The sequence below is a fragment of the Pseudoclavibacter chungangensis genome, assembly GCF_013410545.1.
In the GTDB taxonomy this organism is placed as follows: domain Bacteria; phylum Actinomycetota; class Actinomycetes; order Actinomycetales; family Microbacteriaceae; genus Pseudoclavibacter; species Pseudoclavibacter chungangensis.
The window spans coordinates 1,308,446-1,330,156 of record NZ_JACCFV010000001.1 but is presented as its reverse complement, the minus strand read 5'-3'; the positions used below and the strand labels follow the sequence as shown (position 1 = coordinate 1,330,156).

The window sequence follows — 21,711 nt, the reverse complement described above, 5'->3', positions numbered from 1 at the left end:
GCCCACTAGAGTCGTCGCATGGGCAAGGCCACGGACAAAGCGCACGCCACCGCGATCGGCATCGACGTCGGCGGAACGGGCATCAAGGGCGCGGTCGTCGATCTCGCGACGGGCGAACTCCTCACGAAGCGCCACAAGATCCCGACTCCCGAGGGGGGCGACCCGGGCGACATCCGGGACGCCGTCGTCACGATGGTCGGCGAACTGCGCGAGCTCGACACGCCGCTCAAGAAGTCGTCGCCGATCGGCGTGAGCCTGCCGACGATCCTCAAGCACGGCGTGAGCCACTCGGCCGCGAACATCTCGCAGCGCTGGCTCGGCCTCGACGCCGCCGCGCTGTTCGGCGACGCCCTCGGCCACGAGGTGACGCTCGTCAACGACGCGGACGCGGCGGGTGTCGCCGAGGTGCACTATGGTGCCGCGAAGGGCCGGCTCGACGCCGTGCTCGTAACGACCCTCGGGACGGGCATCGGCAGCGCGCTCTTCCACGACGGCCGCCTCTTCCCGAACACGGAACTCGGCCACCTCCAGCTCGACGGTCACGAGGACTACGAGCGTTTCGCGTCCGCGAAGGTCCGTGAGCGCGAAGACCTCGACATGGCGACGTGGTCGGCCCGTCTCACGCCGTACTACCGTCACCTCGAGCGTCTGTTCGCCCCCGACGTGTTCGTCGTCTCGGGCGGCATCTCGAAGCGGGCCGACGAGTTCCTGCACCTCATCGACATCACGACGCCGATCATCCCGGCGGAGCTGCGCAACAACGCGGGCATCGTGGGAGTGGCCTGGCTCGCGGGCCAGCACTGGGGCTGACCGATCGCGACGCGGGGCCCGGCGCCTGTTCGCCGGGCCCCGCGTCCGTGTCGTACGCGATCAGCGCTACCGCCCGAGGGGGATGCGCCGAGCTCCTGGACGAGGCACGTCAGGGTCGGTCCGCGATTCGGTGAGCGCGAGCTCCCCGGCATCCTCGAAGCCGTCCAGGTCCCCCATCCACCCGATCCCACCGTGGCTGCAGCGGAAGACCGACACGTCGGTGCCGTGCGGTTCGATGATGACCTCGGCGAGCATCCATGCCTGGAACTCCCACTCGTCGGGACGCATCGACCAGTTGCAATCGAGCCGGATCCCGAGCGGGAACGGCATGTCCGCGAGCTGGGCGACCGCCGTGACGACCGCTCCGTCCACGTCGCACCACGCCCAGACGATGTCGCCCCACGTCCGCTCGACGGGCTCACGGCGACGGATGCTGTCCTCGACGTTCGTGATGAACGCGGACCGCACGGCCCGGGCGTCGCTCTCCGGCATGGTCCCTCCCGTCGCGAGCGGAGACGTACGAGCGTGCGTCGTGGTCCGAGGCAGTGGTTCCCGGACCGATGTCGATGCGAACGGGTCGGCCGGTACGCCGGGTTCTGTCCGGGCCGAAGCCCGTGACGGCCATCTCTCTCGGGCGTACGTCGCCGCACGCCTCCAGCGGTCCACCCGGGGACTCGGCGGGCAGCGTCACCGTCCCCTGTCTGACCTTGCTCCGGACGAGGTTTACCGTGCGATGCCTGTCACCAGGCACCCGGTGGGCTCTTACCCCACCTTTTCACCCTGACCCCCGAGGGGGCGGTCTGTTTTCTGTGGCACTGTCTCGCGGGTTGCCCCGGGTGGGTGTTACCCACCGTCCTGCCCTGTGGAGCCCGGACGTTCCTCGGCATCCGTTGCCGGATGACGCGACCGTCTGGCCGGCCCGTTCGCTTCGTCGATCCTACCCCGACGCTCGCCGGGTCATGCCGTCGCGGAACGCTCCGTCCGAACGAGAATCGCGCTCGAATCTGGGCACAGGACGACATCGTCGGGTGCCGCGGCGAGGACGCGCGCGAGATCGACGTTGTCGAGCGTGACGTTCGAGCCGGTCGTGAGGGCACCCACGAGTTCGGCCGCCCCGACGCCGTAGCGCGTGCGCTGCTTCTCGTAGAGCTCGAGCAGATCGGCGGGGAGGTCCGCGACGACCGTCGCGCGTCCCCCGGCGATGACCTTCGCCTCGGCCTGCAGTTCCCGGCGCACCTCGTCGCGCTTCGTGATGAGGACCTCGGCCTCCTGCTCGACCGCGAGCTGCGCGTCGCGGGCGCGCGCGAGTTCGGCCTCGTGCTCCTCGACCCGCTCCATCAGCTCGAGCTGGATGTCGTCGAGATCGCTGCGACGCCGCGTGAGCGTCGCGATCTCGCTCTCGAGCGCGGCGACGTCCTTCACCGACGAGGTCTTCTCGAGCCGGTCCCGGTCGCGCGTGAGTCGCTGCTCGACGAGCTGCGTGTCGGACTCGATGCGGGCGAGCTCGGTCTGCGCGTCCTCGAGCGCACCGACGGCGCGTGCGACCCAGGCACGGTGCTCGACGCGGGCCTGTTCGAGTTCGCCGAGCGCCTTCTGCTCCGGAATGGTGTTGGCCCGGTGCTGGAGACGCGCCCGGGAGGCGTCGAGTGCCGCGAGGTCGAGCAGGCGACGCTGGATGGCGGGATCGGCTTTCATGTTCTCCTCATTGTCGTCGACCGTCGCGGGGCGACGGCCGGGAGCTACTGCGGGACGGCGAAGTCCCAGGGGTCGGTGTTGCGTTCGCTCACGACCACCTCGACGTCGGGGTGGCGGCGACGCAACTCCTCGGCGGCGCCGTCGAGGAAGAGCCATTCGCTCGCCCAGTGCGACGTGTCGACGAGGAACGGGCGGCCGCCCGCGAGCCGCGCCTGCTCGCGAGCCTCCGAGGCGGGATGGTGACGGAGATCGCTCGTGATGTAGACGTCGGCGCCGACGACGGCCGGGTCCGCGAGGAACGAGTCCCCGGCACCCCCGCAGACGGCGATGCGCTCGACCTCGGCGTCGAAGTCGCCGGCGACGCGGACGCCCGTCGCGGTGGCCGGGAGGATCTTGGCGACGGTGATCGCGAGTGCGCCGAGCGTGAGCGGCTCGGGCAGCCGACCGACGCGACCGAGGCCGAGGGTGGCGTCGTCGGCGGCGGGCTCGATGGGCTCGGTGTCGACGAGTCGGAGTCGGCGGGCGAGCTCGTCGGACGTGCCGCGCTCGACGACATCGGCGTTCGTGTGTGCGGCCATGAGCGCACAGCCGGCGCGGACGAGGCGGGCGAGCAGGTTCCCCTTCGCGGTCGTCTCCGCGATCGTGTGCACGCCGCGCAGCAGCACCGGGTGGTGCGTCACGAGCAGGTCCGCGCCGAGCTCCTCGGCCTCGACGATCGTCTCGTCCACGGCGTCGACCGCGAGCAGGATACGCGAGACGGGCGCGGCCGGGTCGCCCGTCACGAGCCCGACCGAGTCCCACGACTCGGCGCGGCCCGCGGGCCACATCGCCTCGAACGTGTCGAGCAGGTCTCGGAGCGTCGCGGACATGACGTCAGCCTAGTGTCGGACGCAGCGTGTCGTCGGGAGCTCATAGGCTCGCACCGTGCCGACTCCAGCCTCCCCCGCTCGCGCACGCGTCGCGACCATCGTCGAGTCCCGCACGTTCCAGAACACGATCACGACCCTCATCCTCGTGAACGCGGTCGTGCTCGGCCTCGAGACCTACCCCGCCGTCATGGACCGGTTCGGCGGCGTGATCGTCGCGTTCAACTGGTTCGTCGTGGGCGTCTTCACCGTCGAGATCGTGCTCCGCCTCGTCGCCTACGGGTGGTCGTTCTTCCGGGACGGCTGGTCGGTGTTCGATTTCATCATCGTCGCGGTCTCGTACGTCCCGGCACTGCCCGGCATGCAGGTCGTCCGTGTGCTGCGCGTGCTGCGGGTGCTGCGGCTCCTGTCGCAGGTCCACTCCATGCGCCGTGTCGTCGGTGCGCTGCTGAGCGCGATCCCGGGCATCGCGTCGATCGCCGGTCTGCTCGTGATCATCGGCTACGTGTTCGTGATCGTCTCGACGACGCTGTTCGGGTCGATCCGGCCCGATCACTTCGGTGACCTCGCACGCTCGGGCATCTCGCTGTTCCGGCTGCTCATCGGCGACGGCTGGTTCGACATCGTCATGCCGCTCGCGGAGCAGGAGCCGGTGGCCTGGCCGTTCTTCATCCTCTACACGATCGTGTCGACGTTCGTCGTGCTGAACCTCTTCATCGCGGTCACGACGGAGGCACTCAGCACACAGCGAGACGAGGAACAGGCCGCCGCCGCGACCGACGTCGCGGGAGCGGACGCGAACACCTCCGCTCGGGATGCCGCCGCCGAACGCGACGACCTCCTCCTCACGGAGATCCGGGCCCTGCGCGACGAGGTGACGCGGCTCCGCGAGGCGCAGGAGCTCGCGCGGACCCGTGCCGCAGGCACCGACGACGCGGGACACTGAATCGTCCGACGGGCCGGTGCGCTCGAGGCGTGAACCGTCCGACGAGCCGAGCCGTCCGGGGTGCCGAGCCGCCCGACGCGTCCGAACGCGAACGACCCCGCCGTGTGCGCGCACGGCGGGGTCGTTCCGTCCTCGGGTCAGGCCGCGAGTCGCAGACGCGATGCGACGACACGGAGCGTGTCGCCGTCCACGTCGACAATCGCCGTGTCCCCGTCACCGAGTTCGGAGGCCACGATGAGCCCCGCGAGGCGGTCGTCGAGCTCGCGCTGGATGACCCGGCGGAGCGGACGCGCCCCGAACTCCGGCTCGTGGCCGTGGTCGACGATGAGGTCGACCGCGGCGTCGTCGATCTCGAAGCCGATGCCCTGCTCGGCGAGCCGCGCGCTCGTGGCCCGCAGCAACAGGCGGACGATGTCGCGCAGCTGCTCTCGCTCGAGCTTCCGGAACAGCACGATCTCGTCGATGCGGTTGAGGAACTCCGGCCGCATGGCCTCGCGGAGCTTGCCCATCACCCGGTCGCGCAGCGCCTTGTCCGAACCGAATCCGGTGGCGTCGTTCGCGACGAACCCGAGCGCTCCCCCGCGGCTCGCGAGGAACTCGCTGCCGAGGTTGGAGGTCATGATGACGATCGTGTTGCGGAAGTCGACCGTGCGTCCCTGACCATCGGTCAGTCGACCGTCGTCGAGCACCTGCAGGAGCAGGTTGAACACGTCCGGGTGGGCCTTCTCGATCTCGTCGAGCAGGATCACCGAGTACGGGTTGCGGCGGACGCGCTCGGTGAGCTGCCCCGCCTCGTCGTAGCCGACGTATCCGGGAGGGGCACCGACGAGCCGACTGACGGTGTGCCGCTCGCCGAACTCGCTCATGTCGAAGCGGATCAAGGCGCGCTCGTCACCGAACACCGACTCGGCGAGCGCCTTCGCGAGTTCCGTCTTCCCGACGCCGGTCGGTCCGAGGAACAGGAAGGAGCCGACGGGGCGGTTCGCGTCGCCCATGCCCGCGCGACTGCGCCGGACGGCCGTCGCGATCGTGCGCACCGCCTCGTCCTGTCCGACCACGCGCTCGTGCAGCTCGGACTCGAGCGCGGCCAGCCGGCGGCGGTCGTCGCCGCCGATGCGACCGGCGGGGATGCCGGTGGCACGCGCGATGATCGCCTCGATCTCGGCGACGTCGATGACCGCGTCACCGTCGTCGCTCACGACCGCGATCGCCTCGTCGAGGGCTCGTTGGGCGTTCGCGACGCGGTCCCGCAGCTCGGACGCCGCCTCGTAGTCCTCGGCCTCGACCGCGGCGCGCTTCTCCGACTCGAGGTGTTCGAGCTCGGCACGGAGCTTCGCGGTGTCGGTGCCCGGGCCGCGCCGGAGGCGAAGCCGGGCTCCGGCCTGGTCGATCAGGTCGATCGCCTTGTCGGGCAGGAACCGGTCGGTGACGTAGCGATCGGACAGTTCGACCGCGGCACGCAGGGCCTCGTCGGTGTACCGGACGCCGTGGTGCGACTCGTAGGCATCACGCATGCCGTGCAGGATGCGCACGGCGTCCTCGAGTCCCGGCTCCCCGACGCGGACGGGCTGGAAGCGCCGCTCGAGCGCCTTGTCCTTCTCGATGCGGCGGTACTCGTCGAGGGTCGTCGCGCCGATGAGGCGCAGCTCCCCGCGCGCGAGACGCGGCTTCAGGATGTTGCCCGCGTCCACGCCGCCGCCCTCGCCGGACCCACCGGCGCCGACGACCGTGTGGAGCTCGTCGACGAAGAGGATGATCTCGTCGGCGTGCGCGGTCGCCTCGTCGACGACCTTCGTGAGCCGTTCCTCGAAATCACCGCGGTAGCGGGTGCCCGCGAGCATGGACCCGAGTTCGAGCGACACGATGCGCGCGCCGCGCAGCTGCTCGGGCACCTCGTCCGCGGCGATCGCACGGGCGATCCCCTCGACGATCGCGGTCTTGCCCACGCCGGCCTCGCCGACGAGGACGGGGTTGTTCTTCCGTCGCCGAGCGAGGATCTCGAGGGTCTGCGCGATCTCGTCGGCACGCCCAATGACCGGATCGAGCTCACCGGCCTCGGCGAGGGCGGTGAGGTCGGTGCCGAACTCATCGAGCGTCGGGGTCTCCGAGTCGCTCGCCTCGGGACGCTCCGCCTCGGGGTCCTGCGCGGCGCGCGCGGCCTCCTCCGCGCTCCGCTGCAGGGAGCGCGGCGTGATGCCGACGCCCGCGAGCAGGCGCGAGGGCAGGGTGTCCTCGGCGAGCACGAGCGCGCCGAAGAGGTGCTCCGGGTTGATGTAGGTCGACCCGAACGCACGCGAGAGCTGGTAGGCGTCGACGAGCGCGCGCTGTGCGGAGGTCGTCAGGATCGACTCCTCCGGTGCGGTGCCCGGGACGGAGGCGGGCAGCGCGAGCTCGACCGACTGGACGAGCGACTCGGGGTCGCCGCCCTCACGCTCGACGGCCTCGCGGATGAGGGGGTGGTCGATCATCACGCGCAGCAGGTGCAACGCGTCGACCTCGGTGTGCCCGTGTTCGCGGGCGTAGTTCGCAGCCGATTCGACGACCTGGTGGGTGCGGCGGCTGAGCAGGCGGGAGACGTCGACGGGACGCCCCGCACGGGATTGGCGCTGGCCCTGCAGATAGCGGGCCATGAACTCGTCGAACGATCCGTTGCCGGAGCCCGACGGGCCGAAGGAAATGGGCACGGTGGTCCTCCCTGGAACTTGAGTGTGCGTTACTCAACTCAACGATGGGGAGCACAGCGTATTCCGCACGGACTGGCTTGTTGAGTCGATTCCGCTCAAGTTCACGGACGGCGAACGGCTGCGGTCCTCACGCGCTCCCCGGGCGCATCCACTACGGTGCTGTCACCCACCGAGGAGGTCGCCATGAGCCTGTCCATCCCCTTCGCGCTCGAATCCGCGGTCGAGACGGCACCCGATGCGACCGTCGACGTGGCGGGCACGAGCATGACGATCGCCCAGCTCGCACGTCGGGTCGACACGCTCGTCCGCCACCTCGCCGACACCGACGACGCGAAGTCGGGCACGCTCAGGCTGCCGCCGATCGACGAGACGGAGGGCCTGTGCCGTGCGCTCGCCGCCGCGAGCCTCGGTCTCGTCCTCACGGACACCGATACCGACACGGGGACGCCGGCTAGCGCGGGGACGTCCCGCGACGCCGTCTGGTCGGGTTCGCCACTCGCCCGGATCGGCGACCGCACGGTCACGCACGGTGAGGTCGTCGAGCGAAGTGGACGACCCGCCTCCGGCGTGCCCGCGCCCCTCGCACCGCTCGCGGCGCTCGTCGCGGCCCTCACGGGTGCCGGGATCCGCACGAGCCACGACGCGATCTGAACTCAGCGGCGCGAGCCGTCCCTCGAGTGGTTCGTGGTCGCGAGCGGCTCGTCCGGCTGTTCCGCACCGTCCCCGTGGCGCTCCGCCCGAACCGTGATGTCACGCACCTCGATCGCGAAGTGCACGACGACGCCCGGCTCGACACCCTGCGCGAGCGCCGACGCCGTCGGCAGATCGGCGGACACCCCGGGGTGCTCGTCGCACACGACACGCACGCCTCCCCGCACGGGCTCGAGCGACGACACGACGCCTCGCCAGTGGTCGTGCCGTTCCCGGTCCGCGTCGTTCGCACCCGCGTCGTTCGCGTCCCCGCCGCCCGCCGCGATGCCGCGTACGCGCACGGCGCTCGGTGCGAAGGAGACCGAGACCTCGTCACCGGCACCGACCCCGGCACCGTCGAGTGACGGATGCAGGACGAGGCCGTCGCGGAGCCGGACCGACCCGTCGTCGGCGACGCGACCCGCGAGCAGATTCACTCCGGCGAGCGCAGCCGCGAACGGGGTCCGCGGCGCCCCGAGCACGTCCGTCACGCTGCCCTCGTCGACGACACGACCGGCATCGAGCACGATCGCCCGATCGGCGAGGACGACGACGTCGACGGGATCGTGGGTCACGAGGAGCATCGGGACGCCGAGCGCGGCGCGCTGTTCGCGGACGAGGCGCCGCATCTGCACGGCCGCCTCGACGTCGAGCGCAGCGAAAGGCTCGTCGAGCAGCAGCACACGCGGTCGGGCGGCGAGCACGCGGGCGAGCGCGGCGCGCTGTTGCTGGCCGCCCGAGAGTTCCGAGGGCCTGCGTGCAGCGAAGTCCGCGAGGCCGACGCGCTCGAGCCACTCCGCCGCGGCGGCCCGGGCGTCGGCCGCGCGCCGGCCCTGCGCGCGAGGGCCGAACGCGACGTTCTCGAGCACGCTGAGATGCGGGAAGAGCAGGGCGCGCTGTCCGAGCAGTCCCACGCCGCGCGCGGCGGGTGGAACGCCGCGCTCCCCCGCCCGGCTCAGTTCGTGCGCGCCGATCCGCACGACCCCGTCCGTCGGGTCGATGTCGCCAGAGACGAGGCCGAGTAGGGTCGACTTCCCGGACCCGTTGGGACCGAGCACGGCGACGACCTCGTCCGGCTCCGCGGTCACGGCGACCTCGAGCCGGAACCCCGGGCGGTCGAGCGCGGCGTCGATGCGGAGCGTGTCCCCGACCGGCGCGGTCACCGTGCCGCGTCCGCTCGCCAGCCCCGCATGAGCACGAGAACACCGACCGCGACGACGATCAGCATGAGCGAGAGCGCGATCGCCGTGTCCTCGCTCACGCCCGCACCGTTGAAGGCCGTGTAGATCGCGAGCGGCATGGTCCTGGTCGTCCCCGCGGCGTTCCCCGCGAACAGCGCCGTCGCACCGAACTCGCCGAGCGCCCGCGCGAAGCACAGGACGGCACCCGAGACGAGTCCGGGGGCGACGAGCGGCAGCGTGATGCGGCGGAACACGGTGAACCGGCCCGCACCGAGCCCCGCGGCGACGCCCTCGTAGGACGTTCCCGCCGTGCGGAGCGCGCCCTCGACGGACACGACGAGGAAGGGCATGGCGACGAACACCTGCGCGATCACGACCGCGGCGGTCGTGAACGGGATCCGGATGCCGACGAGGCCGAGCGCCTCGCCGAACAGCCCCGTGCGTCCGAGCAGCGAGAGGAGTGCGATACCACCGACGAGGGGCGGCAGGACGAGTGGCAGGGTCGTGAGCGTCCGCAGGACCGCGGCAAGGCGCGGATCGCTGCGCGCGATGACGAACGCGAGCGGCACACCGAGCACGAGACACACGACCGTCGCGACCGACGCGGTCGAGATCGACAGGCCGAGGGCCTGCAGCGCGGCGGGCGAGGTGACGGACGCGATGACGCCGGGCCCGTCGAGCCGGAGGAGCAGGGCCGCGAGCGGGAGCAGGAGCGTGAGCGCACCGATCGCGGCGGGGACGTAGAGCCAGACGGGGAAGCGCCCCGCGGCACGCGTGTGCTCGCGGAGCGCCTCCGTCGTCCGCCCACTCGTCACGGTGCGCCGAAGCCGTAGGAGTCGAGGAGCTGCTGCCCCTCGGCCGACGTCACGAACGCGACGAACGCCGCCGCCGCCTCCGGGTTGGCCGCGGCCTTGAGCGATGTCACCGGGTAGACGTTCGTGGCGGCGTCCGCCCCCTCGATGGCAACGCCCTCGACGGCGTCGCCCGCCGCGGTCACGTCGGTGACGTACACGAGACCGGCATCGGCCTCGCCGGACTTCACCTTCGTGAGCACGGAGGTCACGTTCTGCTCCTCGCTCACGGGCGTGACCGTGATCCCGGCAGCGTCGATGAGCGTCTTCGAGGCGGCACCGCAGGGCACGTCCGGGGCACAGAGCACGACCGACGCGGGACTCCCGTCGGCCCGCGTCTTCACGCCGTCCGCGAGATCGGCGAGCCCCGTGATGCCGAGCGGGTTCCCCGGCGCCACGGCGATCTGGAGGACGTTCGTCGCGAAATCGACGGGCTCGTCCGCGAGACCCGCGTCGACGACCTTCTGCATGTTCTTCTGGTCGGCGGACGCGAAGACGTCGGCGGGCGCCCCCCCGATGAGCTGCGTCGCGAGGACGGACGATCCGTCGTAGGTGATCGGGACGACCTCGACTCCCGGGTTCGCCGCCTCGAACTGCGTCGCGAGCTCGTCGAACGCCTCGGTGAGCGACGCGGCGGCGTAGATCGTCAACTGTCCCGTGAGCGCCGAGTCGTCCGTCGACTCGGTCGCCGCGGGCGGGCTCTGCGTGCTCGAGCAGCCCGCGAGGAGCAGGGCGCCGAGCAGGGCGGTCGCGGTGGCGAGGCGGCGTCGCGCCCCCGTTCCGATGCGGGTGTCCGTTCGCGTGTTCACGAGGCTTCCTCTTCCGTTTCGATGATGACCGTGGTCGCTTTCACCACGGCGATACCCGTCGACCCGACCTCGAGCTGCAGCTCGCGGGCGGCCTCGGCGGACATGAGCGACACCACTCGGTGCGGGCCGCACTGCAGCTCGATCTGGGCCATGAGGCCCTCGATCCGGACCTCGGTCACGAGGCCGACGAAGCGGTTGCGCGCACTGCGGCGCACCCGCGACCGGTCGACGACCTCCGGGGCGATCGCCTTGGCGCGCTCGGCGAGCTCCGCCCCTGGCACGACCTGTCGCCCGGACTCGTCCTTGGTGGCGGTGAGATGGCCGTCGGCGACCCAGCGCCGCACGGTGTCGTCGCTGACCCCGAGCAGTGCAGCCGCATCACTGATCCGATACTGCGTCATGAACGAGACCATACGGCCGCATGTGCGGCAGGATCAAGTCGGACGAGTGGCGGCTGCGGTTCGGCTCAGGTCCCGTCGCGTCGGTCGCCCGGCACCACGAGCCCGGATTCGTAGCCGAGCACGACGAGCTGGGCGCGGTCGCGCACCCCGAGTTTCGTGAGCAGACGCCCCACGTAGGTCCGTGCCGTGGCGGGGCTGAGGTGCAGCTCGCGTCCGATCTCGTCGTTCGACCGTCCGCGGGCGATCGCTGCGAGCACCTCTCGCTCGCGCTCCGTGAGCGGTTCGAGCAGTTCGGGCCGCACCGAGGCGCCGAGGCGGTCGCCGAGCTGGCGCATGACCGTGGCCGCGATCGCGGGCGAGAGCAGCGAGCCTCCCTCCGCGACCGTCCGCACCGCGTCCCGCAGTGCGTCGGGTGCGACGTCCTTCAACAGGTAACCGACGGCGCCCGCGCGGACCGCCGCGAGCACGTCCTCGTCGTCGTCGAAGGTCGTGAGCACGACGACGCGCACGTCGTCCAGGGCCTCCTCCGCGACGATGGCCGACGTGGCGGCGATACCGTCGAGGTGCGGCATCCGGATGTCCATGAGCACGATGTCGGGGTGCGACGAGCGCACGAGGTCGACGCCGCGTCCGCCGTCCGCGGCCTCGCCGACCACCTCGATGTCGGAATCGTGCTCCAGCAGCATGCGCAGCCCCGTCCGGACGAGCGCCTGGTCGTCGACGATCACGACGCGGATCATGCGTCGTCCCCGTGCGGAGCGCTCGGCAGTCGTGCCTCGACGACCGTTCCGCCGTCCGTTCCGCGGCGCGTCGTGAGAGAGCCGCCGAGCAGCCGCACCCGCTCGGTCATGCCGACGACGCCGAACCCGTCGTCGCCCTCGTCGGTGGGGCCTCGGCCGTCGTCGGCGACCAGGACGACGAGCCCGCGGTCCTCGACCCGCACACGGACCTCGACCCGCGAGGCGCACGCATGACGCAGGACGTTCGTGAGCGACTCCTGGAGCACGCGGTAGGCGGCCGCCTCGACACCCGACGTGAGCACCGCACCGTCGAGGTCGATCGATGCCTCCACGGCCAGACCGGTGGCCCTCGCCCGCTCGACGAGCAGCGGGGCGTCCGCGAGCGAGGCGATGCGTCGCTCCGGTGACGGCCCGCCGCCGGAGCGGAGGACGCGAACCATCGTCCGCAGTTCGTCGAGCGAGGCGGTGCTCTGCGTTCTGATCCGATCGAACGCCGCCTCGGCGGCGCTCCCGTCCCGACCGAGCGACTCCGCGCCGACGCCCGCGTGCAGGGCGATGACCGAGAGCGCGTGTCCGATCGTGTCGTGCAGCTCTCGCGAGAGCTCTTCGCGTTCGAGTTGCACCCGGGCCGCGCTCTCCCGCTCGGCCTGCTCCTGCCGGAGCAGGGCGATGCGCCGCTGTTGCGCACGACCCGTCCGTCGTTCACGCACGAGGGCCCCGATCGCGATCCCCGCCGCGAGCAGCGCGATGTTCGACATCGCGTCCGGTCCGAGCAGGGCGCCGAGTGGAAGCGGGTCGTCGCGCAGGCGGAACGCGAGCGCGACGAGGAACACGAGGACGCCGGCCCCGATGGCCCACGCGGTCCGGCCACGCTCGGCCGCCGAACCGAGCGCGGCGACGACGGGCAGTGCGACGCCGATCGTCGGCAGACCGAGGGTGTAGTACCCGAAGGTCGCGAGCACGCTCACGGCGAGCACGAGCACCGGGAACCGGCGGCGCGCGAGGAGGACGGCGCCGAACCCGAGCGCGAACACGAACGCGAGCGGAGGCGGGGCGGTGCGGGAACCCGCGGCCGAGAGCGCGATGACGGCGGCGAGCACGAGCGTCACGAGCACGGCGAGGGCGACATCGCGCCGCGTCGTCCCGTGGCGACGGGCCTCGACCGCGCCGTCGCGTCCGTCGCGATCGAACCACTGCTTCACACCTCCAGCGTACGAGGCACGACCGTGGCCGCCGTCGGCCTCCCGGCGGTCGAACCGGTCGCCTCCCGACGACACCGCGCGTCGTCGAGACGCGACCGGGATCGGGTCGCACGACGGATCCGCTCGGCCCGGGGCCCCGCATAGCGTCTCGAGCATGAATCGCCTGCGCTCCGTCAGTCCGCTCCTCGTCGTCCTCCTCGCACTCATCGGCCTCGTGCGCCCGGCTGTTCGAATCGTCCTGACCGTGCTCGGGGTCGAGACGGGCCCCGCGCTGCCGATCGGGCTGACCGTCGTCATCACACTCGTGTGGGCGATCGTCGTCGGGCGCGGTCGCGCACCGCAGCCCCTGCTGACCCTCGTGCTCGCCGGGCTCGCCTACGGCGTCCTCGCCATCCTGCTGAGCGGTGTCCTCTCGCCGATCATCGACGGCGAACTCGCGGGCCCGCTCGCGAATCCGATCGCGATAGGGCCCGTGCTCCTGACGGGGGCGGTGTGGGGGCTCGTCGCGGGCGGCCTCGCGCTCCTCGTGCGGCGCTTGTGGCCTGCGCGCGGGGCGACGCGGCCGGCGGATGCCGGACGTCCCTGATCGATCAGCCGCGCTCGGCCGCCGGCAGCGATGCCGTGAGGTGCGCCCACATGCGATGCACCTCGGGATGGACGAGACCGAACTGTCCGAGCATCGCGACGACGTCGCCGTCGTCGTCGTGCAGTTCGAGGGCGCTCGTCGGGCCGTGAGGGCCGTGCGTCGTGACGAGCAGCCCGTCACGCACCGCGGGGAGCGCGACCCGGAGCGTCGCGTCGCCGACCCTGGTCGTGAGCGTGCCCGATTCATCCGCGGACGTCGCGTGCACCACGCCCGTCTCGAGCTGGACGACACCGGGCGCGAACACGGCGACCCCGATCGGGACGCCGGTCGCGCACAGGTGCTCGAGGATCTCGGGCACGAGGCGATCGTCGAATCGGCGTGCGAGCGGCGCGTCGTCGTCCGTGAGCGCGCGTCGCCGCTCACGTCCCTCACCCGCGAGCCCCGCGTCGAGCTGTGCGAGCTGGTCACCCGCACGCCAGTGCGGCGCCGGTGCGGCCGCGGCGCACGCCGGCGAGCCGTCGAACGCATCGGGTCGCGCGAGCCCGTCGAGGACGAGCCGATCGACGGCCGTCCGGGCGAGGACACGGTGCGACGTGTGCGCGGTCGTGGCCTCGAACGAGAGCGTCGATTCGCCGGGACACGACTCGTGGACCACCGTGAGGCGCTCCGGATCGAGGCGGAGCACCGTCCGTCCGGACACCGGCCCGAACGCGTTCCCACGGACGCTCGGCACGGCGTAGCGGCCCGCCGCAGCGAGCATCGCCCAGCGACCGCGCGTGACCGCGAGCACGTGATCGAGCGTCGGCAGCAGGGTCGACACGGCACCCGCGGACGCCCGGACGGCGTGGCGGCAGCCGCACCCGCCCTCGACTCCTGACGGCTGTCCCCTCCCCCGGTGCTCCCGCGGCTCGGCCATCAGTACACGTCCCTCACGTATCGCTTCTCGCGTTTGAGTGCGGCCACGTACTCGGCGGCGTCGTCGTCGCCGAGACCGCGCACCGACTCGACCACGTCGTGGAGCGCTCGATCGACGTCCTTCGCCATGCGCGACGCGTCGCCGCACACGTAGAGGTAGGCGCCCTCGTCCACCCAGCGGTACAGCTCGGTCGCCGCCTCGCGCATGCGCGTCTGGACGTAGATCTTGTCCGTCTGGTCGCGCGAGAACGCGAGGTCGAGTCGCGTCAGCAGCCCGCGTTCGCGGTAGTCCGTGAGCTCGTCCTCGTAGATGAAGTCGCTCGCGCGGTGCTGGTCGCCGAAGAAGAGCCAGTTGCCGCCCGTCGCGCCGGACGCGGCGCGCTCCTGCAGGAAGCCCCTGAACGGCGCGATACCCGTCCCGGGGCCGATCATGATGATCGGGGTCGAGGGGTCCTCCGGCACCGAGAACGCGTGATTCGGCTGGGGGAAGATGCCGACGGCCCCGTCGTCGCCGCACCGGTCGGCGAGGAACGTCGAACACACGCCGCCGCGCACGCGGCTCGATCCCCCGGGGCCGGCGTGCCGCACCGACGCGATCGTGAGGTGGATGCGGTCGGGGCTGTGGAGCGGGCTCGACGAGATCGAGTACTGGCGTGCCTGCAGCGGTCGCAGCAGGCCACCGAGTTCGTCGGCGGTGAGCCGGACACCGGTCTCCTCGAGCAGGTCGAGAACGTCGCGGCCCCAGAGCCACGAGTCGAGTGTCTCGCGGTCGTCGCGGCGGACCATGCTCGCGAGTTCGCTCGCGGGCGCGCGTTCGGCGAGACCCGCCACGAGATCTTTCGAGGGCGTGCGGATCTCCCACTCGGCGTGCAACCGCTGCTCCACGGGGACACCGTCGACGTCGTCCTCGGGGTCGATGCCGAGGCGTTCGAGCAGGGCGCCGACGAGGCCGGGATCGTTGCGCGGCACGACGGCGAGCGCGTCACCGGCCGAGTACCCGATGTCGCTGTCGCCGAGGTCGAACTCGAAGTGGCGGATCTCCTTCGCGCTGCCGGGCCCGGACACGACCCGGTTGACGGCGAGCCGGGACGCGGAGGGCGTGTTGCGATTCCAGCGGGATCGGGGCCGGGCCGGTACCGCGGTGGGTGACGACTGCGGCGCGGCCGCGGTGCCCGCGGGCGCGAGCGCGACGAGGGCGGCCGTGACGCGTTCGGTCCACCCGGCGGCGGGCCCGTCGAAGTCGACGTCGCAGTCCACGCGGGGCTCGATGCGGGTCGCACCGAGCTGTTCGAGGCGCAGGTCGATGAGCTTGCCGGCCTGGCAGAAGTCGTCGTACCCGGAGTCGCCGAGCGCGAGGACCGAGAACGACAGTTGTTCGAGTCGGGGCGCCGCCTCGCCGGCGAGCGCGTCCCAGAACAGTTCCGCGTTGTCGGGCATCTCGCCCTCGCCGTACGTGGAGGTGATGACGAGGACGTGGCTCGCGGCGGCGAGATCGCCGGGGCTCACGGCGTCGAGCTCCCGGAGCTCGGCGCCGAGGCCGCTCCCGCGCAGGGCGCCGGCCGCCGTTTCGGCGAGTTCGAGGGAGTTGCCGGTCTGGGTACCGTAGAGCACCTGCACCGTCAGTGTGGCGGTGGTCGTCGGACCGCTCGCGGCCTTCCCCGCCGCGATCCCGGCGAGGAAGCCGCTCAGCCAGGCCCGCTGCTCCGCCGAGAACGGCGCGTCGGCGAAGATCGGGTCGAGGGTAGCTGGAGGTGCGCCGAGCGCCTGGTCCCACACGAGTTCGCTCATGCGACGATCCCTTCGGGGCGCTCGCTCGCGACCTGCGTGGCGAGGTCGTCGAGCGCGGAGGTGGCGATGAGCTCGTCGAAGCGCGCCTCACGCGTCAACGCGGCGTTCTTGCGGTCCTGGTGCAGGATCCAGCCGTACGTCCCGGGCGCGTCGATGCCGCGCACGTTGCGGAGCGCGAGCGAACGCTTGTAATCGTCGAGACGCTTGGCCGCGATGAACCCCGCGAGCTCCGCGTCCTCGAAGCGGTCGAGCGCCTCCCGCAGGTGCCGTTGCACGCGCTGACGCACGAAGAAGTCCTCGGTCATGATGAGCCGTCGCGCCATGGCCTGCACGCGCAGGTCGTCCGGGCCGTTCGCCTCGGGTACGCGCTCCGCGGCGACCTCGCGGGCGGCGGCGAGCACGGTGTACGACGACAGGAGCGCGAACATGTCACCGCGCTCCCCGAGCCGCGGCGCGCGCCCACCGTGCAGCGTGCGGCGATCGCGCCAGTCGTGCTTGAACGCGCGGAGTCGGTCGACCGCGATCGAGGTGGCGAGCTCGTCGAGCAGCTCCTTGCGGCTCTTCGCCGCGAGGATCTCGTCGGCGTCCTGGTAGAGGAGCAACGCGCGCGGCATGCCGCACACGATGTGCTCGTGCTCGGTCGCCCACTCGTCGAGGATGCGGGCCGCGAGCGGCGAGCCGGTCGCCTCGAGGTGCCAGCCGAGCAGCTGACGGACGGCCTGCTCGTGGAAGGCGCCGTGGGCCGTGTCGGTGATGGGGAACAGCAGGAGCGAATCGCCGCTCACCATGCCGGGCAGTCGACCGTGCGGGTCGTACTGGTAGGCGAAGCCACCGCTCATGCCGTTGCCGAATCCCTTGCCGACCTCGCCGAGATTGAGCACGGCGCCGTTCGTCATGTACTCGCACGCGAACTCGCCGACGCCCTCGACGACCGCCGAGGCCCCCGAGTTGCGCACCGCGAAGCGGTCGCCCGCCTCGCCCTGCACGAACAGTCGACCGCCCGTGGCGCCGAACAGCGCGAAGTTACCGATGAGGACGTTCCCACCGGCCTCGTCGGCGCCGCCGCCCGCGGAGCGCACCGTGACGGTGCCGCCGGACTGGCTCTTCGCGACGCCGTCGTTCGCGGTGCCGGCGTGCTCGAGGACGACGCCGTCGTTGCAGAACGCGCCGTAGGACTGGCCCGCCGAGCCGTGCGTGCGCACGTGCACGGCCCCGTCACCGAGCCTGGCCCGCCCGCGGTCGTCACGGATCGTCGCGGGCATCGCGTCGACGATCGTCGCGTCGAGTTCGTGGTTGAGGAGTCGTTCGACGTCGATCGAGAACTGGCCGCCGACCGACTTGTCGCTGTTGCGGAGCTCGACGTCGTCGATCCGCATGTCGGTCCCCCGGCCGTCGACGAGCAGCGCACGGAACCGCTCGAGCAGCGCGTCGTCGGTCGCGAAGTGCTTCTCGAGGTAGACGGGGTCCGTGACGACCTTCTCGGGCACCGACTGGAGCATGGCCCGGACGTCGAGCGAGCCGACGCTCGAGGGGTGGTCGAGCAATTGCAGCAGATCGCTGCGCCCCCTCGCCTCGCGCAACGACCGCAGGCCGAGGTGGGCGAGGAGTTCCCGCACGTCGTGCGCGATGTTCAGCAGGTACTGCGCGAGGGCTCGCGGGTCACCGTCGAAGACCTCGGGGTTCGTCGTGAGCCTGGCGGGGCACTTGATGTTGCAGTTCTTCGCCATGACGCACTTGAGCATCATGAGCGCGGTCGTCCCGAACTCGAAGCTGTCGCCGCCGAGGAGCGCCGAGACGACGACGTCACGACCCGTCTGGTGCGCACCCGAGCAGCGCAGCGTGACCTTGCGTCGCAGGCCGTTCGCGAGAAGTGCCTGGTGCACCTCCGCGACGCCGATCTCGGCCGAGCGGCCCGCGTACTTGAGGCTCGTGACCGCTGCCGCGCCGGTTCCTCCCGTGTTGCCTGCGACGTTGATCACGTCGGCCCCCGCCTTCGCGACGCCGACGGCGATCGTGCCGATGCCCTCGGATGAGACGAGCTTGACGATGACGCGGACGCGCGCCGCCTTGCAGTCGTGGATGAGCTGCGCGAGGTCCTCGATCGAGTAGGTGTCGTGGTGCGGCGGCGGGGAGACGAGCTCGACGCCCGGTGTACCGCCACGGGCCGCGGCGATGTCGACCGTCACCTTGGGTGCGGGGAGCTGGCCGCCCTCCCCCGGCTTCGCGCCCTGGCCGATCTTGATCTCGAGCTCCTGGAGCTGGGGGTCGGCGAGGTAGCCGGCCCAGATGCCGAAGCGGCCGGACGCGAACTGCTTGATGCGCGAACCTCGGATCGTGCCGGCTCGCGTGAAGTGCTCGCCGCCCTCGCCGCAGTTCGACATGCCACCGACCATGTTCGTGCCGTGCGCGACGGACTCGTGGGCCGTCGCGACGAGCGCACCGTGGCTCATGGCCCCCGAGGCGAGCGTGCGGGTGATCTCGTGGGCGGGCTGGACCTCGTCGAGCGCGACGGCCTCGGGGGCCGGGGCGAAGAGCGACAGCAGGTGTTCGAGGGCGCCGGTCGCCCGCAGCGCGACGCCGTCGACGGTCGTCCGGAGCTCGTGCGCGTCGCCGGGGAACCGCTCGCCGAGCCAACCGGCGAGGGCACCGACGCGCTCGGCGGACGGGTCGTCGAGGCGGAGGGTCGCGTGCCGCCCCGGCAGGTCTGCGAGCGGGTCGCCGAGCCCGACGGACATGCCGCGCACCTTGATGTCGATGTTGCCGAAGGGCGAGAACCGGCCGAGTTCGCGTTCGAAGTCCTCGGCGGTCCGGAGGCCCCGCGCATCGGCGGGGAGCGAGAGCACGTCGCGCAGTGCGGACGGTCGGCGGGCGCGCTCGGCCTCCGTGTCCGACACGAAGTCCCGGTAGCCGGGCGTGATGCGGAACGCGTCGATCTGCTCGGGTTCGAGCTCGTCGTAGCCGGCGTTCTGGTACGCCTCGTCGTCGAGGCCGAACGCGTCGCCGAGCTGGCCGAGGGTGAGCAGGCGCAGCGCGTCGTCCCCCTCGCCCGCAGGGGCGAACGTCGGGCGTTCCTCCGTCATCGCGGTGAATCCGCGCACCGCGGTCGCGCCGAACGAGTGGCCCGCACCCTCCTGCCGCTCCTTGAAGAGTCCGAGCAGTGGGATCTGCTGTTCGGACGCGACGGTGCGGGCGCGGTCGTGCCACTCGGTCGTCGCCTGCGCGATGCGCGCGAAGCCGACGCCACCGACGGGTGCGAGCAGGTGGGGGAAGCAGCGCGCGAGCACGGGATCACGCGTGTCGAGGTAGTTCGGCTCGAAGAACGCGCCGCCGATGTAGCTCTCGACGGTGCAGAGGCCGACGCGACCCATCGTCTTCGCGAGCGACTTGAGCGCCGCCTTGCGGAAGCGGGCGAACGCGAGGTCGGTGTCGGTCTCCGTCTGCGCGGGGCCGGTCGGGCTCGGGTACTTCTCCTCCGCGCGGAGGCGCGCGCTCAGGCTGTAGACGGCGCTCGCGCCGAAGCCGAGCGCGGCGGCGATGTGGTGCGAGCTCGGCAGCTGCCCGCTCTCCGCGACGAGCGATACGCGCAGGCGAAGGCCGGTCTCGATGAGTCGCTGGTCGACCGCGGCGACGGCGAGGAGCAGCGGGAGCGGGGCGTATTCGCTCGTGATGCCGCGATCGGTGAGCACGGCGATGCCACCGAGTTCGGACGCGAACGCCTCGACCTCGTCGCACAGCGCGTCGAGGGCACGGAGAACGGCCGCGGCATTCGCCGACTCGTCGCCCGGCACGGGCACGTACAGCAGGTCGAAGCGGCGCAGCGGCGAGACCTCCTGCTCGCGGAGCCGCACCATGTCGAGGTGGCTGAGGATCGGGCTGTCGACGACGATCTGCCGCGACGGCGGCGCACCGCTGCCCGGCTTGGCACCGAGTGCGACGCGGAACGTCATGCCGTCGGCCTCGCGGATGCTGTCGAGCGGCGGGTTCGTGACCTGGGCGAAGCGCTGCGAGAAGTACTTCGCCATGCCGCCCTCCTGGTCGGCGAGCGCGTTGATCGCGTTGCCGTACCCCATCGCGGAGATGCGCTCGGCACCGTCGGCGAGCATCGGGTCCATCATGAACCGGAAGCTCTCCTGATTGATCGCGTAGGCGACGTAGCGCCTCGCGAGGGCGAGATCGCCGTCGTACCCGAGCGTGTCGTGCCCGCGTTCGAGGTCGCCGAGGGGGATGTCGTCGATGTGGCGGCGCGCGTCCCCGAGCAGCGTCCCGTAATCGCGCCGCGCGGCGAGCAGCTCGAGCGTCTCGCCCGTGCGGTACGCGCGACCCGTGCGGTGATCGAAGTGGAGCATGCCGCCGGCCTCGATGCGACCGCGACGGATCACCTCGGCCGCGGGCACGCCGAGCTGCCCCGACTCGGAGCTGACCATGAGGTAGTCGTCCGTCTCGGTCGTGCGTAGCGGGCGCAGCCCGAGGCGGTCGAGGCGCGCGCCGATGACGTCGCCGTCGCTGAAGATGAGTGCGGCCGGGCCGTCGTTCTTCTCCTCGTAGAGCGAGAAGAACTCGAGCATGTCGCGCACGGGGCTCGGCAGCTCGGTGTCGTTCTCCCACGCGGGCGGCATGAGCGCGACGACGGCCTCGACGAGGTCGAGTCCGTCGTCGAAGACGCGGCTCTGGAGTGTCTGGTCGAGGCGGCTCGAGTCGGATTGTCCCGGGGGTCGCACGATGTCGCGCGAGCGGGCGCGCGCGAGGGTCTCGTCGGACAGCCGGTTCTTGCGGTCGGTGTTGAGTTCGCCGTTGTGTGCCATGAGGCGGAACGGCTGCGCCATGCTCGGCCGCGGTTCCGTGTTCGTCGAGAACCGCGTGTGGAAGTAGAGGGTGCGCACGGTGTGGCGCTCGTCGAGGAGGTCGACGAAGTACGGGATCACTTCGTTCGCGTTGAGGCGGCCCTTGAGCACCTGGGTGCGCGTGCCGAGCGAGAGCGGGTAGAGGCCCGTCAGCTCCGGCCGGCCGTACGCGTGCTGCTCGATCTCCAGGAGGGCGCGGTTGGCGGCGCGGTCGAGGTCGGCTCGCTGCCACGCCGCGGGCCCCGTGAACACCCACTGGACGATCGCCTTCTGGTAGCGGACCGCCGCGGCTCGGATGACGCGATCGTCGACCGGCAGCTCGCGTTCGAGCTCGACCGTGAGGCCCGCGGCGGTCAGCGTCTCACGGACGAGGCGGCGCGCGTCCTCGTGCTCCGACTCCTCGTCGGGCAGGAACACGTTGCAGACCCCGAAGCGACCGGCGGCGAGTTCGCGACCGACGAGTGCGCCGAAGAACGAGGCCGAGAGGTCGATGCTGACGCCCGCACCGTCGCCGACGCCCTCGGAGGACATGCCGCCACGGTGCGGGATCGCGCACAGTGCCTGGTGACCGCGACGTATGACGTCGTGATCGGGAACCCCGCTCTTCCTCGTGATGAATCCGACGCCGCACGCGCTGTGCTCGGCGGTGGGGTCGTAGAGGCCCAGACGGGGTTCGTTCATGGCGGCTCCGGGTGTTCGTGACGGC

17 protein-coding genes and 1 other RNA gene are annotated in these 21,711 nt (G+C 71.7%); 4 read left to right on the top strand and 14 right to left on the bottom strand.

Going from position 1 to position 21,711, the window contains the following annotated elements; translation table 11 throughout:
* Nucleotides 1-18: 18 nt before the first annotated feature.
* Nucleotides 19-810: a polyphosphate--glucose phosphotransferase gene (gene ppgK, locus HNR16_RS05965; RefSeq protein ID WP_158040926.1), complete on the top strand. Its 792-nt coding sequence runs from the start codon at nucleotides 19-21 to the stop codon at nucleotides 808-810.
* 66 nt (nucleotides 811-876) lie between these two features.
* On the opposite strand, the gene HNR16_RS05960 is transcribed toward ppgK, so the two are convergent.
* The 4 genes from HNR16_RS05960 to HNR16_RS05945 all read right to left on the bottom strand — a co-directional run bounded on the left by HNR16_RS05960 (nucleotide 877) and on the right by HNR16_RS05945 (nucleotide 3,374).
* Nucleotides 877-1,302, bottom strand: coding sequence for a hypothetical protein (locus HNR16_RS05960; protein WP_158040925.1), 426 nt, complete (start codon nucleotides 1,300-1,302; stop codon nucleotides 877-879).
* A gap of 77 nt (nucleotides 1,303-1,379) precedes the next feature.
* Nucleotides 1,380-1,732, bottom strand: an RNA gene (gene rnpB, locus HNR16_RS05955) — RNase P RNA component class A.
* A gap of 35 nt (nucleotides 1,733-1,767) precedes the next feature.
* The gene (locus HNR16_RS05950; protein ID WP_158040924.1) at nucleotides 1,768-2,505 is read right to left on the bottom strand and encodes a zinc ribbon domain-containing protein; all 738 of its coding nucleotides are present in this window, start codon (nucleotides 2,503-2,505) and stop codon (nucleotides 1,768-1,770) included.
* A gap of 44 nt (nucleotides 2,506-2,549) precedes the next feature.
* On the bottom strand, nucleotides 2,550-3,374 hold the full coding sequence (locus HNR16_RS05945) for a Nif3-like dinuclear metal center hexameric protein (RefSeq protein WP_158040923.1): 825 nt from the start codon (nucleotides 3,372-3,374) through the stop codon (nucleotides 2,550-2,552).
* Nucleotides 3,375-3,429: 55 nt separating this feature from the next.
* On the opposite strand from HNR16_RS05945, the gene HNR16_RS05940 reads away from it, so the two are divergent.
* Nucleotides 3,430-4,317, top strand: a complete 888-nt coding sequence (locus tag HNR16_RS05940; RefSeq protein WP_158040922.1) for an ion transporter — start codon at nucleotides 3,430-3,432, stop codon at nucleotides 4,315-4,317.
* A 137-nt stretch (nucleotides 4,318-4,454) separates the two neighbouring features.
* Here the strand turns inward: HNR16_RS05940 and HNR16_RS05935 are convergent, their stop codons facing one another.
* Complete coding sequence (locus HNR16_RS05935) at nucleotides 4,455-7,001, bottom strand: ATP-dependent Clp protease ATP-binding subunit (RefSeq protein WP_158040921.1); 2,547 nt, start codon at nucleotides 6,999-7,001, stop codon at nucleotides 4,455-4,457.
* Between the two features lie 183 nt (nucleotides 7,002-7,184).
* On the opposite strand from HNR16_RS05935, the gene HNR16_RS05930 reads away from it, so the two are divergent.
* Entirely contained in the window at nucleotides 7,185-7,652 is a 468-nt protein-coding gene (locus HNR16_RS05930) for a hypothetical protein (protein ID WP_158040920.1), read from the top strand.
* Between the two features lie 2 nt (nucleotides 7,653-7,654).
* On the opposite strand, the gene HNR16_RS05925 is transcribed toward HNR16_RS05930, so the two are convergent.
* The 6 genes from HNR16_RS05925 to HNR16_RS18765 form a co-directional block, all read right to left on the bottom strand.
* Nucleotides 7,655-8,854 (bottom strand): ABC transporter ATP-binding protein, encoded by a 1,200-nt coding sequence (locus HNR16_RS05925; RefSeq protein ID WP_179558130.1) that lies wholly within the window; start codon nucleotides 8,852-8,854, stop codon nucleotides 7,655-7,657.
* Entirely contained in the window at nucleotides 8,851-9,687 is an 837-nt protein-coding gene (locus HNR16_RS05920; RefSeq protein ID WP_158040918.1) for an ABC transporter permease, read from the bottom strand. The genes HNR16_RS05925 and HNR16_RS05920 overlap by 4 nt, the downstream gene beginning before the upstream one ends.
* Complete coding sequence (modA, locus tag HNR16_RS05915) at nucleotides 9,684-10,532, bottom strand: molybdate ABC transporter substrate-binding protein (protein ID WP_225737890.1); 849 nt, start codon at nucleotides 10,530-10,532, stop codon at nucleotides 9,684-9,686. Before modA ends, HNR16_RS05920 begins: the two co-directional genes overlap by 4 nt.
* Nucleotides 10,529-10,933 carry a TOBE domain-containing protein gene (locus HNR16_RS05910; protein WP_158040917.1) on the bottom strand — a complete coding sequence of 135 codons (405 nt, stop codon included), beginning with the start codon at nucleotides 10,931-10,933 and terminating at the stop codon, nucleotides 10,529-10,531. The genes modA and HNR16_RS05910 overlap by 4 nt, the downstream gene beginning before the upstream one ends.
* 65 nt (nucleotides 10,934-10,998) lie before the next feature.
* Nucleotides 10,999-11,673 carry a response regulator gene (locus tag HNR16_RS05905; RefSeq protein WP_158040916.1) on the bottom strand — a complete coding sequence of 225 codons (675 nt, stop codon included), beginning with the start codon at nucleotides 11,671-11,673 and terminating at the stop codon, nucleotides 10,999-11,001.
* The gene (locus tag HNR16_RS18765; RefSeq protein WP_179558129.1) at nucleotides 11,670-12,875 is read right to left on the bottom strand and encodes a sensor histidine kinase; all 1,206 of its coding nucleotides are present in this window, start codon (nucleotides 12,873-12,875) and stop codon (nucleotides 11,670-11,672) included. Before HNR16_RS18765 ends, HNR16_RS05905 begins: the two co-directional genes overlap by 4 nt.
* Before the next feature lie 154 nt (nucleotides 12,876-13,029).
* Between HNR16_RS18765 and HNR16_RS05895 the strand changes: the two genes are divergently transcribed.
* A complete protein-coding gene (locus HNR16_RS05895) occupies nucleotides 13,030-13,461 on the top strand; it encodes a hypothetical protein (protein WP_158040914.1) in 432 nt (143 codons plus the stop codon).
* Nucleotides 13,462-13,465: 4 nt separating this feature from the next.
* Here HNR16_RS05895 and HNR16_RS05890 read toward each other — a convergent pair whose 3' ends face one another.
* From HNR16_RS05890 to HNR16_RS05880, 3 genes are all read right to left on the bottom strand, one after another.
* Complete coding sequence (locus tag HNR16_RS05890; protein ID WP_179558128.1) at nucleotides 13,466-14,281, bottom strand: hypothetical protein; 816 nt, start codon at nucleotides 14,279-14,281, stop codon at nucleotides 13,466-13,468.
* Nucleotides 14,282-14,376: 95 nt separating this feature from the next.
* Nucleotides 14,377-16,164, bottom strand: coding sequence for a diflavin oxidoreductase (locus HNR16_RS05885; RefSeq protein ID WP_158040912.1), 1,788 nt, complete (start codon nucleotides 16,162-16,164; stop codon nucleotides 14,377-14,379).
* Nucleotides 16,161-21,686, bottom strand: coding sequence for a glutamate synthase-related protein (locus tag HNR16_RS05880; protein ID WP_158040911.1), 5,526 nt, complete (start codon nucleotides 21,684-21,686; stop codon nucleotides 16,161-16,163). Before HNR16_RS05880 ends, HNR16_RS05885 begins: the two co-directional genes overlap by 4 nt.
* Nucleotides 21,687-21,711 lie beyond the last annotated feature (25 nt).

Excerpts from the sequence above, each read along its gene's own strand:
- HNR16_RS05880 (WP_158040911.1), bottom strand. The coding sequence starts at position 21,686 with ATGAACGAACCCCGTCTGGGCCTCTACGACCCCACCGCCGAGCACAGC.
- HNR16_RS05885 (WP_158040912.1), bottom strand. The coding sequence starts at position 16,164 with ATGAGCGAACTCGTGTGGGACCAGGCGCTCGGCGCACCTCCAGCTACC.
- HNR16_RS05910 (WP_158040917.1), bottom strand. The coding sequence starts at position 10,933 with ATGACGCAGTATCGGATCAGTGATGCGGCTGCACTGCTCGGGGTCAGC.
- HNR16_RS05905 (WP_158040916.1), bottom strand. The coding sequence starts at position 11,673 with ATGATCCGCGTCGTGATCGTCGACGACCAGGCGCTCGTCCGGACGGGG.
- HNR16_RS05930 (WP_158040920.1), top strand. The coding sequence starts at position 7,185 with ATGAGCCTGTCCATCCCCTTCGCGCTCGAATCCGCGGTCGAGACGGCA.
- HNR16_RS05960 (WP_158040925.1), bottom strand. The coding sequence starts at position 1,302 with ATGCCGGAGAGCGACGCCCGGGCCGTGCGGTCCGCGTTCATCACGAAC.
- HNR16_RS05895 (WP_158040914.1), top strand. The coding sequence starts at position 13,030 with ATGAATCGCCTGCGCTCCGTCAGTCCGCTCCTCGTCGTCCTCCTCGCA.
- HNR16_RS05950 (WP_158040924.1), bottom strand. The coding sequence starts at position 2,505 with ATGAAAGCCGATCCCGCCATCCAGCGTCGCCTGCTCGACCTCGCGGCA.
- HNR16_RS05945 (WP_158040923.1), bottom strand. The coding sequence starts at position 3,374 with ATGTCCGCGACGCTCCGAGACCTGCTCGACACGTTCGAGGCGATGTGG.
- ppgK (WP_158040926.1), top strand. The coding sequence starts at position 19 with ATGGGCAAGGCCACGGACAAAGCGCACGCCACCGCGATCGGCATCGAC.